We start from the raw sequence: 15,796 nt of genomic DNA on the forward strand, positions 1-15,796 counted from the left end.
AACAAGATCATGAGCATCGAAATCCGCAACATCAGCAAGCAGTTCGGCGACTTCCGCGCGCTGCGCGACGTGAACCTCGACGTGGAGTCGGGCGAACTGGTCGCGCTGCTCGGCCCCTCGGGCTGCGGCAAGACCACGCTGCTGCGCATCATCGCGGGGCTGGAAACGGCCGACGCCGGCAGCATTTTGTTCTCGGGCGAGGACACCACCGACGTGCACGTGCGCGAGCGGCAGGTGGGCTTCGTGTTTCAGCACTACGCACTGTTCCGCCACATGACCGTGTTCGAGAACGTGGCCTTCGGCCTGCGCGTGAAGCCGCGCAAGGAGCGCCCGAGCGACGCGCAGATCAGGCAGAAGGTGACCGACCTGCTCAAGCTGGTGCAGCTCGACTGGCTGGCCGACCGCTATCCTTCGCAGCTTTCCGGCGGCCAGCGGCAGCGCATTGCGCTGGCCCGCGCACTGGCGGTGGAGCCCAAGGTGCTGCTGCTCGACGAGCCCTTCGGCGCGCTCGACGCCAAGGTGCGCAAGGAACTGCGCCGCTGGCTGCGCCGGCTGCACGACGAGCTGCACGTCACGTCGATCTTCGTCACGCACGACCAGGAAGAAGCGCTCGAAGTGGCCGACCGCGTGGTGGTCATCAACAAAGGGCGGATCGAACAGGTCGGCTCGCCGCAGGAGGTGTGGGACCAGCCGGCCAGCCCGTTCGTCTACGGCTTCCTGGGCGACGTGAACCTGTTCCATGGCCGGGCCGACAACGGCGCGGTGCAGCTCGACGGCATGCGCCTCGATTCACCCGAGCACAGCGGCGCGCGCGACGCCAAGGCGCGCGCTTATGTGCGCCCGCATGACATCGATGTGACACGCTATGTGGCCGGCGCTTCGGGCATCGTTGCCACGCTGTCGCGGGCAATCGTCGTCGGACCCATCGCGCGGCTGGAACTTGAGCCCACCGAATCGAATCCAGATAATCCGGGCTCCGGAACCATCATCGAGGCGCAACTCCCTGCGCAACAGTTCCGTGACCTGGGCTTGAAGGAAGGCGACACCGTCGTTGCCAACCCGCGCAAGGCCAGGGTGTTCGTAGAAGAAGATTGGGTATCTCCTTGATCGATTGGTACTTCGGCGCGCCGCGCCGCGCGTTCGGGCTGATCTGCCTGGCCTGTGTTCTCATGCTGGCCTTCGGGCTCTACCTGCAGCACGTGGTCGGGCTCGAACCCTGTCCCATGTGCATCGTGCAGCGGTATGCGCTGGTGCTGGTGGCACTCTTTACCGGGCTGGCCGGCGTGTTCCGCAACGTGGGCCTCCGGGTCGTGGGTGGATTGCTGGCGCTGGTGGCTGCGGTGGGCGGCGCCTACACGGCGGCCTCGCAGAGCTGGCTGCAGTGGTATCCGCCCGAAGTCGTTTCCTGCGGGCGCGACCTCTACGGGATGATCGAAACCTTTCCGCTGAAGCGTGCGCTGCCGATGATCTTCCGTGGCGGCGGCGACTGCTCGAAGATCGACTGGTCGCTGTTCGGCCTGACGCTGGCGAACTGGTCGTTTATCGCGTTCGTGGTTCTCTCGCTGCTGCTCATCACGCTGCTCGTGCGCTCGCGCCGCGCACGCTGAGAGGCGAAAGAGGCGACGCCGCCCCACGGCGGGCGGCGTGCCGAAGAGGGCGGGTCCGCGTCAGTTGAACCAGCCTTGGCCCGAAAAGCCGCATCCCATTTCTTCGAGCAGGCTGCGCCAGTACCAGCGTTCGGCGCAGCTGCTGACCATCGCCATGTTCACCGGCTGAGCCGCCGTCGGCTTGACGTCGCTGCTGATGCTCGCAAGGCCCAGCGGGGCGCTGGCTTCGGGGCTGCGCACCGGCGTGGTGAACGTCAGCGGCGACTGCGCCTCGGGTGTGCCTGCCTTCGTGTTGGCGGCACCGGCCGCGCAGCTGAAGGCCATCGCGGCGGTGATCGCACCGGCCAGTGCCACGTGGCGCAGAGTGTTCGACTGTTGGAATTTCATGGTCGCTTTCCCTTCCTAGAACTATCGGTTTATGCGTGGCAACGCGCCACGCATCCGAAAAAATGTAGGACGCCCAATGCTGTCGTGCCAGTGCCGAAAGTCACGCGCTCGTAACGCTGCGAATCGGTTTGTCGATCGCCCGTGGGCCTTTAAAGAATCTTCAGTAAACGCGGCTAGGATGACACCGGACCTCGTGGTTCCGTGCCCCTTCCGCGCAGTCGACTCGCCGCGCAGCGTCTTCCTGATTTCCCCCGCATGCCCACTACACAACCCAGGCGATCACGCAAACTAGTCATCGGCATTGCCGTTCTCGTCGTGCTGGCGGTCGTCGCCTCTTTCTGGCTCAGCCCGGGCAAGAAGGCCGAATACCTCACCGCCGCGGTGCAACGCACCGACCTCGAAAACGCGGTACTCGCCACCGGCGTGCTGCAGGCGCTCAAGCAGGTCGAGGTGGGTGCACAGGTCAGCGGCCAGCTCAAGTCGCTGAAGGTGGTGCTGGGGCAGACCGTGAAAAAGGGCGACTGGCTCGCCGAGATCGACCCCGTCATCTCGCAGAACACCTTCGCGCAGGAGCAGGCCAAGCTCGACAACCTGCAGGCGCAGAAGCTCGCGAAGGAAGTGCGCATCAGGCAGGCCCAGCTCACCTGGACGCGGCAGCAGGAAATGCTCGCGCAGGACGCGGCCGCCAAGCAGGACATGGAAAGCGCCGACGCCGAACTGCGCGCGCTGCGTGCCGACCTGGTGTCGCTCGAAGCGCAGATTCGCCAGCAGAAGCTGGCCGTGGCCTCGGCGCAGACGAATCTCTCGTACACGCGAATCATCGCGCCCATCGACGGCGACGTGGTTTCCATCAGCACGCTCGAAGGCCAGACCGTGGTCGCCGCCTTCCAGGTGCCCACGCTGATGAAGCTGGCCGACCTGTCGACCATGACCGTGAAGGCGCAGGTGTCCGAAGCCGACGTGGTGCGCGTGAAGCCGGGGCAGCCGGTGTACTTCACCATCCTCGGCGACCCCGACAAGCGCTACCACGGCACGCTGCGCGCGGTGCAGCCTTCGCCCGAGAAGATCAACAACGCCGTGTTCTTCAACGCGCTGTTCGACGTGCCCAACCCCGATCGCACGCTGCGCGTGGACATGACGGCGCAGGTCGCCATCCTGCTGGGCGAGGCAAAGCAGGCGCTGACCGTGCCGCTGACCGCGCTGGGTCCGCGCGACAAGGATGGCCGCCAGGAAGTGCGCGTGCTCAAGGCCGACCAGACCGTTGAGAAACGGCAGGTGCGCGTGGGCATCTCCAACAACTTCCAGGCCCAGGTGCTCGAAGGTTTGAAAGAGGGCGACAACGTCATCACGGGCGATGCCTCGGCTGTTCTGGAGCGGGGCGAAAGCGGAGACGGCGGCGGGCGGGGCAAGCGCCCATGACGCAGGAAAAGCAGCCGCTGCTGACCCTACGTGGCATCGGCCGCAGCTTTCCTTCGGGCGAGCAGGAAGTGCAGGTACTGAAAGACGTCAACCTCGACATCGGCAACGGCGAAATGCTGGCCATCGTCGGCGCCTCGGGCTCGGGCAAGTCGACGCTGATGAACATCCTCGGTTGCCTCGACCGGCCGAGCACCGGTACCTACATCGTCTCGGGCCAGGACGTGGGCACGCTCGACAGCGATGCGCTGGCCCAACTGCGGCGCGAGCATTTCGGCTTCATCTTCCAGCGCTACCACCTGATGCCACACCTGACGGCGACCGGCAACGTCGAAGTGCCCGCCGTGTATGCCGGCACCGACGGCGAGGCGCGCGACACGCGTGCGCGCCAGTTGCTGGTGCGCCTGGGTCTTGGCGACCGCACCGAGCACCGGCCAAGCCAGCTCTCCGGTGGCCAGCAGCAGCGGGTGAGCATTGCGCGCGCGTTGATGAACGGCGGGCAGGTGATCCTGGCCGACGAGCCGACCGGTGCACTCGACAGCAGGAGCGGCCAGGAGGTGATCGGCATCCTGCGCGAGCTGCATGCGCAAGGGCACACCATCATCATCGTGACACACGACATGCAGGTGGCGAGCTGCACCGAACGCATCATCGAGATTGCCGACGGCGTGATCGTGGGTGACCGGCCCAACGTGCCCACGGTGACGGCGCCAGCACAGGCCGTGCAGCCCGACGCACCAATTCCCGAGGCGATGACGAAGCCCAAGCTGGGCATTGCGCGCTTCAGCACCAGCTGGGCCCGCTTTGCAGAAGCCTTCCGCATGGCCTGGCGCTCGATGATGGCGCACCGCATGCGCACCGCGCTCACCATGCTGGGCATCGTCATCGGCATAACCTCGGTGGTGTCGATCGTGGCCATCGGGGAGGGTGCCAAGCGCTTTGTGCTGTCGGATATCCGTGCCATCGGCACCAACACGCTCGACGTGTACCCGGGCCGCGACTTCGGCGACGACAAGGCCTCGAGCATCCGCACGCTGATACCGTCCGACCTCGACGCACTCGCCGCGCAGCCCTATGTGCACAGCGTGACGCCCTCGACCTCGCGCAGCCTGCGGCTGCGCTACCGAAGCGTCGACATCAACGGCACGGTGAACGGCGTGAGCGACAGTTTCTTTCGTGTGCGCGACATCCAGATGGCCAGCGGCGCAGCCTTTACGGCGAGCGACGTGCGCCACCAGTCGCAGGTGGTGGTGATCGACCAGAACACGCGGCGCAAGCTGTTCCCTGACGGCGCCGAGGCGGTGGGCAAGATCATCCTGGTGGGCAACCTGCCGTGCACGGTGATCGGCGTATCGCAGGAAAAGAAGAGCATGTTCGGCGAGAACAAGTCGCTCAACATCTGGCTGCCCTACAGCACGGGCGCGAGCCGGCTCTTCGGGCAGCAGCACTTCGACAACATCACGGTGCGCATCCGCGACGACCAGCCGACCAAGGCCGCTGAAGACAGCGTGGTCAAGCTGCTCACGCTGCGCCACGGCAGCAAGGATTTCTTCACCTTCAACATGGACAGCATCGTGAAGACGGCCGAGCGCACCAGCCAGTCGCTCACGCTGCTGCTGTCGCTCATTGCGGTGATCTCGCTGGTGGTGGGCGGCATCGGTGTGATGAACATCATGCTGGTGTCCGTGACCGAGCGCACCCGCGAGATCGGTATTCGCATGGCGGTGGGCGCGCGCCAGAGCGACGTCCTGCAGCAGTTCCTGACCGAGGCGGTGCTGGTGTGCCTGGTGGGCGGGTTGATCGGCGTGACGCTGTCGTATGGCATCAGCTTTCTGTTTTCGCTTTTCGTCAAGCAATGGCAAATGATCTTTTCGATGGGCGCCGTGGTGTCGGCGTTCTTGTGCGCGTCGCTGATCGGCGTGCTGTTCGGCTATCTGCCGGCGCGCAACGCGGCGCGGCTGGACCCGATCGAGGCGCTGGCTCGTGAGTAGGGCACGCGTTCTTTCCGCGGCGGCTATTGCCGTGCTGGTGCTCGGCGGGTGCACCCTGTTCCAGCCTGAGCAGCGGGCGCAGCGGCCGCTGGAGGTGCCGCAGGGCTGGCAGCAGTCGCCGGGAGCGGGGAGTGCGGCGGCGATGCTGTCCGCCAACTGGTGGACGGCGTTCAACGATCCGCAGCTCGACCGGCTGATCGACAGCGCGCTGCATACCAACAACGACCTGGCGGCGGCGGGCATTCGCGTGCAGCGTGCGCAATTGCAGGCTGGTTTGGCGAACACGAACCTCACGCCCAGCGTGGTGGGGCAGGCCAGCACCAGCCGCAGCTATGACCTGAAGCGCGGCGGCGTGGCCGGTTCCGCATCGAGCTCGCTGGTGACGCTGAGCTACGAGCTCGACCTGTGGGGCCGTCTCTCCGCGCAGCGCAGCGCCGCCGACTGGGAGCTGAAGGCCACCGAATCCGACCGCCAGGCCACTGCGTTGGCGCTCGTCGGCACTACGGCGGGGCTCTATTGGCAGACCGGGTACCTGAACCAGCGCATCGCGCTGAGCGAAGCGGGCATGGAAGACGGCCGACGCATCCTCGCGCTGGTGCGGGTGAAGTACGCGGCGGGCGCCGTGTCGGGGCTGGATGTGGCGCAGGCGGGTCAGAACCTCGCGACACAGGAGGCGGCGCATACGCAGTTGCTTCAGCAGCGTGTCGAGGCGCGCAACGCGCTGGCGATTCTGTTCGACCAGCCGCCGGAGTCGATGACCGTCGAGCCCGCGCGGTTGCCCGACATAGCCTTGCCGGTCATCGATGCCGGTGTACCCGCGAGCCTGCTGGGCCGACGCCCGGACCTGCGCGCGGCCGAGCAACGGCTGCGCGGTGTACTGGCGAATGTCGACGCCACGCGCACCGGGTTCTATCCGGCGCTGAGCCTGACGGGGTCGCTGGGCACGTCGAGCACTGCGCTGGGCGAATTGCTGAAGAATCCTGTGGCGACGCTCGGCGCGGGGCTGGCGTTGCCATTCTTGCAATGGAATACCGCACGGCTTACCGTGGCCGTGTCGCAGACGCAGTACGAAGAGGCGGTGGTGGGTTTCCGGCAGTCGCTCTACACGGCGTTGTCGGAGGTCGAGAATGCCTTGTCGTCACGCACGCAACTGCGCGACGAGAGCGAAAAACTGGTGCTGGCCCTGCAGGAGGCGCAGCGCGCGGAGCGGTTGTCGGAGGTGCGCTACCGTGCTGGGGCGACCGCGTTGCAGCCGGTGCTCGATGCCAAGGACCGGCGCCGCACGGCCGAGGTGTCGCTGGCCCAGAACCGGTTGAACCAGCTCAATGCGACGATGACCTTGTACAAGGCGCTGGGCGGGGCAGCTATCGCGCTGTAGGGTGAGTGGGCTCTACCCAAATCAGCGAGCAAGCGTCGTCAGTCCTGAAACGGCGCCTTCTTCGCCAGCTTGCGAAACACCAGCCCAGGCAGCCGCAACACGAACTCCACCATCAGCCGCGCGTGCATCCAGGTGAGCAGCACGTTGTCGCGCCCATAGCGGAAGTGCGAAACCCCGCCTTCCTCCGCCGTCAGGTACTTCACCGGCGCATCGATGTTCACGGGCTTGACGCCGCGCCATGCCAGCCGCACCACAGCTTCGGTGTCGAAGTCGAAGCGCCGCATCCATGGCTGCCGCTCCATGACGGCGATCAGGTCCGTCACCGGATACACGCGAAAGCCGTAGAGCGAATCGCCCACGCCGGCGAACAGCGTTTCGAGCTGCGTCCATCCGTTCGACACACGCCGACCGCGCACGCGCAGCAGCGGTGCGCTGGCGTCGAACACCGGTCGCCCGAGCACCATCGTCTCGGGGCGGGCCAGCGAGGCCTTCATGAACTCGGGGATCAGGTCCGCCGGATGCTGCCCGTCGGAATCCATCGTCAGCGCATGGGTGAAACCGGCCTCCTTCGCGGCGCGCAGGCCGTGCAGCACGGCCGAACCCTTGCCCTGGTTCTGCGGCAGCACCCACACGCGCAGGCCCGGGTCGCCGGCCGCCATCTGCTGCAGCCGCTCGCCCGTGCCGTCGTCGCTGCCGTCGACCACCACCCACACCGGGTTCCACTGCGCGCGCGCCGCGGTGACGGTCGAGAACAGGCACTCGCCGGTGTTGTAGCTGGGGATCAGGACAAGGTGGGTGCGCGAGGCGTCTGGCATTCGGGGGACGCGTCGGTGGCGCGCTGCTCCAGGTTTTGTCGGAAGTATTGTTCGAGCTCGGCCTGCAGCACGTCGCTGTCCTGCGTGGGCGAGAAGCGCTTGCCGATCCGCAGGGTGAAGACGATGGGAAGCGGTGGCACGCGCCATAGCGGCCAGCCCTTGGCGAGGTAGGGCGAGTCGGTGTCGATGAACACCGTTTGTATGGGCGCCTGCGCCAGCTTGGCGATCAGCGTGGTGCCGGGGCGGAACGCATTGAGCGGCGGCGTCACCGTGCGCGTGCCCTCGGGAAAGATCACCAGCTGGCCGCCGTTGCGCAGGTCGTTCACGGCAAGGCGCACCATGGTGCGGGCCGACTTGTTGCTGATGTAGCGCGCCAGCCGGGCGCCCGCGCCCAGGAAGATGTTGCCCATCAGGTCGGCCTTCATGATGCAGGCACTGCGGGGCAGCCGCGCCACCAGCAGCAGCGCATCGAGCATCGTCGGGTGGTTGGCCACGAAGATCACGCCGGGTTCCTTGCGCATCGGGTCGAGGCAGGCGGCGTCGATGCGCATCATGCCGGTCACCGACGCCAGCCACCAGAACATGCGGTAGGCGAAGGCGATGGTCGTGCGTCCCAGCACGCGCGCGGGCGCCGCCGGCATGATCGGGTGGATCAGCATGGCGACGACGTTCCAGACCAGCGAGATCAGGCCCAGGAACAGCAGCAGCGCGTAGAGCATCAACGCGAGCGGAATCGACGTGAGAATTCGCAGCACGCGAGTCATTGAATCAGTCAATCGGGCAATGCGCGGTCGGACAACGACCGGTCATGCCCGTAGCAGGCCGGCCGCCGCCGTGTGGGCCTCAATCTCGACCAGCAGGTCGCTGCGGCAGATGTCGGCTTCGAGGTACACCGCGTGGCGCGCCATCGGCGCGTCGGCGCCGAGCGTGCCTTCGATGATGCTGCGTACAGCTTCGGTGTCCGACGGGTGACGCACGTAGACCACGCAATCGAGCTCGGCCAGCGAGAACTTCGCGGTGCCGCGTTCGTTGGCGGCGGCAATCACCGCCTGCAAGTTGCGCAGGGTTTCGCGCGTCTGCTCGAGCACGTCGCCGTGGTGCACGGTTTCGTGGCCGACGATGCTCGCAGTGCCGGAGATGAAGAGGGCGATGTTGCCGTCGCCGATGTCCGCCAGCGCGGCGCGCGAGAAGGTCGGCGAGCGCGGGCCGTAGGTTTCGGGATAGCGGTAGGCCGAAACCTGACGCGGGTTTTCGACCGGCAGCGGCGCCTGCTGGCCGGCCAGGAAGCGGATCGACAGGGCGCCCTGGTGGATGCCCAGTGCACAGGCCGCAGGCGCGCCCTCGAAGGCGGCGCGGCCGGCTTCGAGAAACGCTTCCTGCCGGCCGAGATTGAACTGCCGGTAGCGCTCCAGCCCGCCGCCGTCGGCGTTGATCTGCGGCAGGTAGTTCCAGATGCGCTGCAGGTGCGGCGTGCCGGCCTGGTCGAGCGTCTTGAAGAGGTCGCGGTAGGCGCGGTGCGCGAGTTCGGCGAGGCCCTGTTTTTCGGTGGCTTCGTCCAGGTCGATGGCGCCGAGCAGCCAGTGCCCGTCGGTGCGCCAGCGCGCGATGCCGGTGGTGCCCGACTTGACGTGTTGCGGACGGCTCACGTGCCACACATCGGCCATGGCGCCGTTTGCCGACAGCACACGCGCGTTGACGGTCGGCATCCAGGCCACGCCGTGCGGCGTGCCGTAGCCGAGCGCCGCGAAGGGCGCCTTGCCGTCAACAGCCAGCGCAAGGCTGGCCGGCAGCGACAGGCGCTCGACGCGCAGATGGGAAGAAAGGGTTTCGTCCTGAGCTCGCACTATCAGCTGGCCTCGACGGTGTGTTCGGGTTTGATGGCGGTGTAGGCAGAGAAGACGCCGAGGCTCGCATGCCGGCGCACGTCGCGAAAACCCGCGTCGGCCAGCGCCTGCATCACCCGTTCGGGCGGAATGCAGGCCTCAATCGTGTCCCAGTAATAGCGCCACAGTTCCGAGGTGTTGCGCTGGCGACCGACCACGCGGGCGATCAGCGGCACCACGGCACGCATGTAGCCCTTGAGCAGCGCGGTTGCGAAGCGGCCCTCGGGTTTGGTGATTTCGAGTACCGCCACGCGTCCGCCGGGGCGCAGCACGCGATGGAACTCGCTGAAGGCGGCCGCCACGTCGCTGATGTGGCGCATGGCGTAGCCCATGCTCACGAAGTCGCTGCTGGCATCGGGCCGGGGCAGGGCTTCGGCCACGCCGCGCACCAGTTCTACGCCGGGCAGCTTGACCTGGCCCAACATGCCGGGACTGGGATCGACGCCCACGAGCTGGCCGGTGGAGCCGATGAGTTTCAGCGCCTCACGGGCCACGAGCCCGGTGCCGATGCCCACATCCAGCACCTGCATGCCCGCCGAGAGGCCGGCTTCCCGCAGCGCAGCACGGCGATACGAGGGGCCGGTGCCGAAGGCCAGCACGCTCTCGATGCGGTCGTAGTCCGCGGCCGTGCTGTCGAAGATGCGCAGCAGGAACGCCTGATGCTCGGCCTCGGTCTTGTAGTACAGCGGCAAAGGGGCGTGCGGCGGCAGGATGTCGGGATTCCCGGGCCCGACGGAAGGCGATGGCGTCATCGAACGATTATCACCAAAAGCCCCGGCCCGAATTCCGGGCCCCAGGGCGGGCGTTGTGTGCGCCGGACAGTAAACTCGGAGCCTGCTCAGAAAACACAGGACAGCGAGATAGAAAGCCATGGCCGGACATAGCAAGTGGGCGAATATTCAGCACCGGAAGGGCCGTCAGGACGAGAAGCGGGGCAAGCTCTGGACCCGCGCCATCCGCGAAATCACAGTGGCCGCCCGCGCCGGTGGCGCCGACCTGGGCTCCAACCCCCGGCTGCGGCTGGCCGTTGAAAAGGCCAAGGCGGTGAACCTGCCCATCGACACCATCAAGCGCAACATCGACAAGGCCACGGGCAACCTCGAAGGCGTCAATTACGAAGAAATTCGTTACGAAGGGTACGGCATCGGTGGCGCGGCGATCATCGTCGACACCATGACCGACAACCGCGTGCGCACCGTGGCCGAAGTGCGCCACGCATTCTCCAAGCACGGCGGCAACATGGGCACCGAAGGCTCGGTGGCCTTCCAGTTCAAGCACTGCGGCCAGTTCATCTTTGCGCCGGGCACCAATGAAGACAAGGTGATGGAAGTGGCGCTCGAGGCGGGCGCCGAAGACGTCGTTACCGACGACGACGGCGCCATCGAGGTGATCACCGCCGTCGCCGACTTCGAAGCCGTGAAGAACGCGCTCGAAGCCGCGGGCCTGAAGCCCGACGCCGCCGAAGTCACCATGCGCGCCGAAAACACGGTAGACGTGACCGGCGAAGACGCCGCAAGAATGCAGAAGTTGCTCGATGTGCTCGAGGACCTGGACGACGTGCAGGACGTTTATCACAACGCCTCGCTGTCCGAATGAATGTTGTTTGTTGAATCACAGCGAGAAATGAAGGCCCGCGAATGAAGGTACTGGTAATTGGGGGAGGGGGCCGTGAACACGCTCTGGCATGGCGGCTGGCACAGGCTGCCCGGGTGAGCCGTGTGTACGTGGCGCCGGGCAACGGCGGCACCGCAGCCGACGAGCGCTACGACTGCGTCGACATCACCGAGCCCGCCGCGCTGCGCGAATGGGCGATGAAAGAAAAGATCGCGCTGACCGTGGTCGGCCCCGAGGCGCCGCTGGCTGCCGGCGTGGTGGACGAGTTCCGCGCGCACGGCCTGCGCATCTTCGGCCCCACGCAGGCGGCCGCCCAGCTCGAAAGCTCGAAGGCCTTCTCCAAGGCCTTCATGAAGCGCCACAAGATTCCGACCGCCGAGTACGAGGCTTTCACCGACGCCGCCGCGGCACACGCATACATCGACGCCAAGGGCGCGCCCATCGTCGTCAAGGCCGACGGCCTGGCGGCTGGCAAGGGCGTGGTGGTTGCCATGACCGCAGAGGAAGCGCACGAGGCCGTCGACTTCATGCTGGTCGACAACAAGTTCGGCGTGTCGCATAACGAAGGCGGCGCGCGCGTCGTCATCGAAGAATTCCTGCAGGGCGAGGAAGCCAGCTTCATCGTGCTGTGCGACGGCAAGAACGTGACCGCGCTGGCCACCAGCCAGGACCACAAGCGCCTGCTCGACAACGACGAAGGTCCCAACACCGGTGGCATGGGGGCGTATTCGCCCGCGCCGGTGGTCACGGCCGAGGTGCATGCGCGCGCCATGCGCGAGATCATCCTGCCGACCATCCGCGGCATGGAGAAAGACGGCATTCCTTTCACCGGCTTCCTCTACGCCGGCCTGATGATCGACGCCACGGGCCACCCAAAGACGCTCGAGTTCAACTGCCGCATGGGCGACCCCGAGACGCAGCCGATCATGATGCGCCTGAAGTCCGACCTGTTCGAGGTGTTCTGGCACGCCACCGACGGCACGCTCGACCAGGTCGAGCTGCAATGGGACCGGCGCGTGGCGCTGGGCGTGGTGATGGCCGCGCACGGCTACCCGCTGTCGCCGCGCAAGGGTGACCGCATCACCGGCATTCCGGCCGAGGCGCCCGATGCCGTGGTGTTCCACGCCGGCACGACGCTGGAAAACGGCGAGCTCAAGACCAGCGGCGGGCGCGTGCTCTGCGTGACCGTGCTGGCCGACAGCGTGAAGCAGGCGCAGCAGCGGGCCTACGAGGTTGCGGCGCGCGTCAGCTTCGACGGTGCGCAATACCGCAAGGACATCGGATTCCGCGCGGTGCACGCGCGCAACACCCACGGCGCTTGATGCAGCAAACCAATCCGGCAGCGGTCGGCGAGTACCTGCGCGGACTGCAGCAGTCGATCATCGCGGCGGTCGAGAAGGCCGACGGCGGCACCTGCGTGCGCGATGCCTGGGAGAAAGCGCCCGGCGAACCGCTGCAGGGCCATGGGCTGACCTGCATCCTCGAAGGCGGTGAACTGTTCGAGCGCGCGGGCTGCGGCTTCTCGCAGGTGCGCGGACCGAAGCTCCCGCCCTCGGCCACGCAGAACCGGCCCGAGTTGGCAGGCGCGCCTTTCGAGGCGATGGGCGTGTCGCTGGTGTTCCATCCGCGCAACCCCTACATGCCGATCGTTCACATGAACGTGCGCATGCTGGCTGCGCTGCCCAAAGAGGGTGCAGGAGGCGAGCCGGTCTGCTGGTTCGGCGGCGGCATGGACCTCACGCCGTGCTACGGCTTCGAGGAAGACGCGGTGCACTTTCACACTGTGTGCCGAGACGCGCTCGCACCTTTCGGCGACGACAAGTACCCGCGCTTCAAAACCTGGTGCGACGAGTATTTCTTCCTGAAGCATCGCGGCGAACAGCGCGGCATCGGCGGCATCTTCTTCGATGATTTCTCCGAGGGCGGTTTCGAGAACGGCTTCGCGCTGATCCGCTCGGTGGGCGATGGCTTTTTGCCGGCGTATCTGCCGATCGTCGAACGCCGCCGCGCCACGCCTTACACGGAGCGCGAGCGCAACTTCCAGCTCTATCGGCGCGGCCGTTACGTCGAGTTCAACCTCGTGTGGGACCGCGGCACGCACTTCGGCCTTCAGTCGGGTGGGCGTACCGAATCGATCCTGCTGTCGATGCCGCCGCTGGCCAGCTGGGCCTACCAGCAGCAGCCCGAGCCGGGCAGCCCCGAAGCCGCGCTGTACAGCGACTTCATCGTGCGGCGCGACTGGTTGTGAACCGCTCCGGCACTGCGGTGCGTCGCATCGGCGTTTTCGGCGGCGCATTCGATCCGCCGCACAACGCCCACGTCGCGCTAGCCGAAGCCGCGCTGGCGCAACTCGATCTTGCCGAACTGCACGTCATTCCCACGGGGCAGGCCTGGCACAAGAGCAGGGCGCTCACGCCGAAGGAAGACCGCCTTGCGATGACGCGGCTGGCCTTCGCTGACCTGAAAGGCACCGTCGTCATCGACAGCCGCGAAGTGCTGCGCGACGGGCCCACCTACACACTCGACACCCTGCACGAATTGCAGCGCGAGCAGCCCGGCGCACAGCTGGTCCTGATCATGGGCGCCGACCAGGCAAGCGCGTTGCCGACCTGGCACGGCTGGCAGGATATACTCGGCATTGCTATCGTTTCTGTAGCGTATCGCGCACTATCGACGAGCAACACTGCTCGTTTTGATCCGAAAATGCTGCCCGGCCTCCCGGCTGGCGCGCGTTTCGAGGCGCTCGAACTGCCACCTATGAACAACAGCGCCACCGAGATTCGGCGGCGCGCGGAGCTTGGCGTGGACATTTCCTCGCTGGTTCCGCCCACGGTTGCACGCTATATTGACCAACACCACCTCTACCGCTCTGCCTGATGACCACTGAAGCCGCCGCCAAGAAAGACACCCAGAAACTCCAGCGAGCCATCATCGATGGTCTCGAAGACGTCAAGGCGCAGGACATCCAGGTATTCGACACAGAACATCTTTCACCGCTGTTCGAGCGCGTGATCGTGGCGTCGGGCACCTCCAACCGCCAGACGAAGGCGCTGGCCGCCAGCGTGCGCGACGCGGTGCGCGAAGCCGGTTTCGGCAAGCCGCGCATCGAGGGCGAGGACAACGGCGAGTGGATCATCGTGGATTGCGGCGCGGCCGTGGCGCACATCATGCAGCCCGCTATCCGTCAGTACTACCACCTCGAAGAGATCTGGGGCGACAAGCCGGTGCGTGCAAAGCTCGGCGGCGCGAAGCCCGCGGTCGCCACCGCATCGAAGGTCGGCACCGAAGAGAAGAAGCCGGCCACCAAGACGCCGACGCTGCGCCGCTCCAGCGCTGCCAAGACCGCGATCCGCGCGGCAGAACAAGAAGCCAAGGCTGCGAAGGCCCCGGCCAAGAAAACCGCTGCCAAGAAGGCGCCCGCCCGGAAGACCACCACCGCGCGTGTGCCGGTCAAGGTCGTCGGCAAGCCCGCTGCCAAGAAGCCCGCTGCAAAGAAGACGACGACGGCTGCCAGGAAGGCGCCAGCCCGCCGCGCATGAAGCTGCTGGTGGTCGCCGTCGGGCAGCGCATGCCCGATTGGGCACAGACTGCCTGGGACGACTACGCCAAGCGCTTCCCGCCCGAGCTCAAGCTCGAGCTGCGAGCAGTCAAGACCGAGCCGCGCGGCTCCAAGTCGCTTGAAACGCTGTACGCCGCGGAGCGCGAGCGCATCGAAGGCGCAATTGCGCGTGGCATGCGCGTCGTCGCGCTCGACGAGCGCGGCACGGCGCTGACCACCAAGGCGCTTGCCGCGCGCCTGCAGGCCTGGCAAGGCGAGGGCGACGACGTCGCCCTGGTCATCGGCGGGCCCGACGGGCTCGACCCGGCCTTCAAGGCCGCGGCCCACGAACGCATCCGCCTGTCCGACCTGACGCTGCCGCACGCGATGGCGCGGGTGCTGCTGGTCGAGCAGCTGTACCGGGCGTGGTCGGTCAATGCGGGTCATCCTTACCACCGCGAATGACAAGCGCCGACGGGCGGGTCGCGTTGCTCGAGGAGAAGGGCCATGCGCTGCTGCCGGCGCTGTTGCCGTTTGATCTGCTGGACGCAACCGCGCGGTCGCTCGACCATTGGCTGGGGCAGGCGGCAGGCAGCCGCAACCTTCTGGCCCAGCCGCGCTGCAGTGAGATTGCTGTTCAGCTGAAAACACGGCTGGTCGGCATGGGCCTGCTCGATGCTTCATCGGTGGCCGTGCAATGCACGCTCTTCGACAAGACGGCCGACAGGAACTGGCTGGTCGCGCTGCATCAGGACACCTCGATTCCCGCCTCGGGCGCCGGCATGCCTGCCGTCCTCAAGGAGGGCGAGCCGTATGTGCAGCCGCCGGTCGACGTGTTGCGATCGCTGCTCGCCGTGCGGGTGCATCTGGATGATTGCGGCGTGGATGCGGGGCCGTTGCGCGTCGTATCGGGCAGCCACCGCGCCGGACGGTTGAGCGATGCCGAAGCGCAGGACTTGCGCGTCGAACACGGCGAGACGGCCTGTACGGCGGCGCGTGGCGACGCCCTGCTGATGCGCCCCTTGCTGCTGCATGCGTCCTCTCGCGCCCGGTCACCGGCTCGTCGCCGAGTCCTTCACTTTCTTTTCGGACCCGCGCGCCTGCCGCACGGACTGGTCTGGAACCGTACTGTGGCCGGCGGGCAGCCGGCCCTTCAGGAGAACTGAA

The 15,796-nt window shown here is 66.7% G+C and carries 17 protein-coding genes; 12 read left to right on the forward strand and 5 right to left on the reverse strand.

What is annotated here, in order from left to right:
• Positions 1 to 9: 9 nt before the first annotated feature.
• Together ACTG4X_RS16760 and ACTG4X_RS16765 are read left to right on the forward strand one after the other, a co-directional pair.
• On the forward strand, positions 10 to 1,107 hold the full coding sequence (locus ACTG4X_RS16760) for a sulfate/molybdate ABC transporter ATP-binding protein (protein ID WP_097199366.1): 1,098 nt from the start codon (positions 10 to 12) through the stop codon (positions 1,105 to 1,107).
• Positions 1,104 to 1,607 (forward strand): disulfide bond formation protein B, encoded by a 504-nt coding sequence (locus ACTG4X_RS16765; RefSeq protein ID WP_093054637.1) that lies wholly within the window; start codon positions 1,104 to 1,106, stop codon positions 1,605 to 1,607. The genes ACTG4X_RS16760 and ACTG4X_RS16765 overlap by 4 nt, the downstream gene beginning before the upstream one ends.
• Before the next feature lie 60 nt (positions 1,608 to 1,667).
• Here ACTG4X_RS16765 and ACTG4X_RS16770 read toward each other — a convergent pair whose 3' ends face one another.
• On the reverse strand, positions 1,668 to 1,994 hold the full coding sequence (locus tag ACTG4X_RS16770; RefSeq protein ID WP_093173930.1) for a hypothetical protein: 327 nt from the start codon (positions 1,992 to 1,994) through the stop codon (positions 1,668 to 1,670).
• Positions 1,995 to 2,249: 255 nt separating this feature from the next.
• Here ACTG4X_RS16770 and macA point away from each other — a divergent pair, with 255 nt between their 5' ends.
• The 3 genes from macA to ACTG4X_RS16785 are packed head-to-tail and all read left to right on the forward strand — an operon-like array spanning position 2,250 to position 6,779.
• Positions 2,250 to 3,413, forward strand: a complete 1,164-nt coding sequence (gene macA, locus ACTG4X_RS16775) for a macrolide transporter subunit MacA (protein ID WP_307614079.1) — start codon at positions 2,250 to 2,252, stop codon at positions 3,411 to 3,413.
• Positions 3,410 to 5,401: a macrolide ABC transporter ATP-binding protein/permease MacB gene (gene macB, locus ACTG4X_RS16780; RefSeq protein WP_440534337.1), complete on the forward strand. Its 1,992-nt coding sequence runs from the start codon at positions 3,410 to 3,412 to the stop codon at positions 5,399 to 5,401. The genes macA and macB overlap by 4 nt, the downstream gene beginning before the upstream one ends.
• Positions 5,394 to 6,779, forward strand: coding sequence for an efflux transporter outer membrane subunit (locus tag ACTG4X_RS16785; RefSeq protein ID WP_440534338.1), 1,386 nt, complete (start codon positions 5,394 to 5,396; stop codon positions 6,777 to 6,779). The genes macB and ACTG4X_RS16785 overlap by 8 nt, the downstream gene beginning before the upstream one ends.
• 38 nt (positions 6,780 to 6,817) lie before the next feature.
• On the opposite strand, the gene ACTG4X_RS16790 is transcribed toward ACTG4X_RS16785, so the two are convergent.
• Genes ACTG4X_RS16790 through ACTG4X_RS16805 form a run of 4 tightly spaced genes read right to left on the reverse strand, consistent with a single transcriptional unit; the run spans position 6,818 to position 10,229 of the window.
• On the reverse strand, positions 6,818 to 7,594 hold the full coding sequence (locus ACTG4X_RS16790; RefSeq protein ID WP_307614081.1) for a glycosyltransferase family 2 protein: 777 nt from the start codon (positions 7,592 to 7,594) through the stop codon (positions 6,818 to 6,820).
• Positions 7,561 to 8,358 (reverse strand): lysophospholipid acyltransferase family protein, encoded by a 798-nt coding sequence (locus ACTG4X_RS16795; RefSeq protein ID WP_093054649.1) that lies wholly within the window; start codon positions 8,356 to 8,358, stop codon positions 7,561 to 7,563. The genes ACTG4X_RS16790 and ACTG4X_RS16795 overlap by 34 nt, the downstream gene beginning before the upstream one ends.
• Positions 8,359 to 8,400: 42 nt before the next feature.
• Entirely contained in the window at positions 8,401 to 9,438 is a 1,038-nt protein-coding gene (locus tag ACTG4X_RS16800) for a hypothetical protein (protein ID WP_440534339.1), read from the reverse strand.
• Positions 9,439 to 9,440: 2 nt separating this feature from the next.
• Complete coding sequence (locus ACTG4X_RS16805) at positions 9,441 to 10,229, reverse strand: class I SAM-dependent methyltransferase (RefSeq protein ID WP_440534340.1); 789 nt, start codon at positions 10,227 to 10,229, stop codon at positions 9,441 to 9,443.
• A 118-nt stretch (positions 10,230 to 10,347) separates the two neighbouring features.
• On the opposite strand from ACTG4X_RS16805, the gene ACTG4X_RS16810 reads away from it, so the two are divergent.
• From ACTG4X_RS16810 to ACTG4X_RS16840, 7 genes are read left to right on the forward strand one after another with little or no spacing between them, the layout of a single operon-like run.
• A complete protein-coding gene (locus ACTG4X_RS16810; RefSeq protein WP_056518292.1) occupies positions 10,348 to 11,073 on the forward strand; it encodes a YebC/PmpR family DNA-binding transcriptional regulator in 726 nt (241 codons plus the stop codon).
• A gap of 41 nt (positions 11,074 to 11,114) precedes the next feature.
• Positions 11,115 to 12,413, forward strand: coding sequence for a phosphoribosylamine--glycine ligase (purD, locus tag ACTG4X_RS16815; protein WP_093173920.1), 1,299 nt, complete (start codon positions 11,115 to 11,117; stop codon positions 12,411 to 12,413).
• Complete coding sequence (gene hemF, locus ACTG4X_RS16820) at positions 12,413 to 13,339, forward strand: oxygen-dependent coproporphyrinogen oxidase (RefSeq protein WP_440534341.1); 927 nt, start codon at positions 12,413 to 12,415, stop codon at positions 13,337 to 13,339. Before purD ends, hemF begins: the two co-directional genes overlap by 1 nt.
• Entirely contained in the window at positions 13,336 to 13,968 is a 633-nt protein-coding gene (gene nadD, locus ACTG4X_RS16825; RefSeq protein WP_093074656.1) for a nicotinate (nicotinamide) nucleotide adenylyltransferase, read from the forward strand. Before hemF ends, nadD begins: the two co-directional genes overlap by 4 nt.
• The gene (gene rsfS, locus ACTG4X_RS16830) at positions 13,968 to 14,630 is read left to right on the forward strand and encodes a ribosome silencing factor (protein ID WP_093173916.1); all 663 of its coding nucleotides are present in this window, start codon (positions 13,968 to 13,970) and stop codon (positions 14,628 to 14,630) included. The genes nadD and rsfS overlap by 1 nt, the downstream gene beginning before the upstream one ends.
• A complete protein-coding gene (gene rlmH, locus ACTG4X_RS16835; protein ID WP_426392957.1) occupies positions 14,627 to 15,094 on the forward strand; it encodes a 23S rRNA (pseudouridine(1915)-N(3))-methyltransferase RlmH in 468 nt (155 codons plus the stop codon). The genes rsfS and rlmH overlap by 4 nt, the downstream gene beginning before the upstream one ends.
• On the forward strand, positions 15,091 to 15,795 hold the full coding sequence (locus tag ACTG4X_RS16840; RefSeq protein ID WP_440534342.1) for a phytanoyl-CoA dioxygenase family protein: 705 nt from the start codon (positions 15,091 to 15,093) through the stop codon (positions 15,793 to 15,795). Before rlmH ends, ACTG4X_RS16840 begins: the two co-directional genes overlap by 4 nt.
• Position 15,796: the final 1 nt, after the last annotated feature.

The organism is Variovorax sp. YR566, from assembly GCF_051992195.1.
Taxonomy (GTDB): Bacteria; Pseudomonadota; Gammaproteobacteria; order Burkholderiales; family Burkholderiaceae_C; genus Variovorax.

Bases quoted from the DNA above. Each gene is read 5' to 3' on its own strand.
- ACTG4X_RS16840 (WP_440534342.1), top strand. From the start codon at position 15,091: ATGACAAGCGCCGACGGGCGGGTCGCGTTGCTCGAGGAGAAGGGCCAT.
- hemF (WP_440534341.1), top strand. From the start codon at position 12,413: ATGCAGCAAACCAATCCGGCAGCGGTCGGCGAGTACCTGCGCGGACTG.
- ACTG4X_RS16795 (WP_093054649.1), bottom strand. From the start codon at position 8,358: ATGACTCGCGTGCTGCGAATTCTCACGTCGATTCCGCTCGCGTTGATG.
- ACTG4X_RS16805 (WP_440534340.1), bottom strand. From the start codon at position 10,229: ATGACGCCATCGCCTTCCGTCGGGCCCGGGAATCCCGACATCCTGCCG.
- ACTG4X_RS16760 (WP_097199366.1), top strand. From the start codon at position 10: ATGAGCATCGAAATCCGCAACATCAGCAAGCAGTTCGGCGACTTCCGC.
- rlmH (WP_426392957.1), top strand. From the start codon at position 14,627: ATGAAGCTGCTGGTGGTCGCCGTCGGGCAGCGCATGCCCGATTGGGCA.
- rsfS (WP_093173916.1), top strand. From the start codon at position 13,968: ATGACCACTGAAGCCGCCGCCAAGAAAGACACCCAGAAACTCCAGCGA.
- macA (WP_307614079.1), top strand. From the start codon at position 2,250: ATGCCCACTACACAACCCAGGCGATCACGCAAACTAGTCATCGGCATT.
- ACTG4X_RS16770 (WP_093173930.1), bottom strand. From the start codon at position 1,994: ATGAAATTCCAACAGTCGAACACTCTGCGCCACGTGGCACTGGCCGGT.
- purD (WP_093173920.1), top strand. From the start codon at position 11,115: ATGAAGGTACTGGTAATTGGGGGAGGGGGCCGTGAACACGCTCTGGCA.
- ACTG4X_RS16790 (WP_307614081.1), bottom strand. From the start codon at position 7,594: ATGCCAGACGCCTCGCGCACCCACCTTGTCCTGATCCCCAGCTACAAC.
- macB (WP_440534337.1), top strand. From the start codon at position 3,410: ATGACGCAGGAAAAGCAGCCGCTGCTGACCCTACGTGGCATCGGCCGC.
- ACTG4X_RS16810 (WP_056518292.1), top strand. From the start codon at position 10,348: ATGGCCGGACATAGCAAGTGGGCGAATATTCAGCACCGGAAGGGCCGT.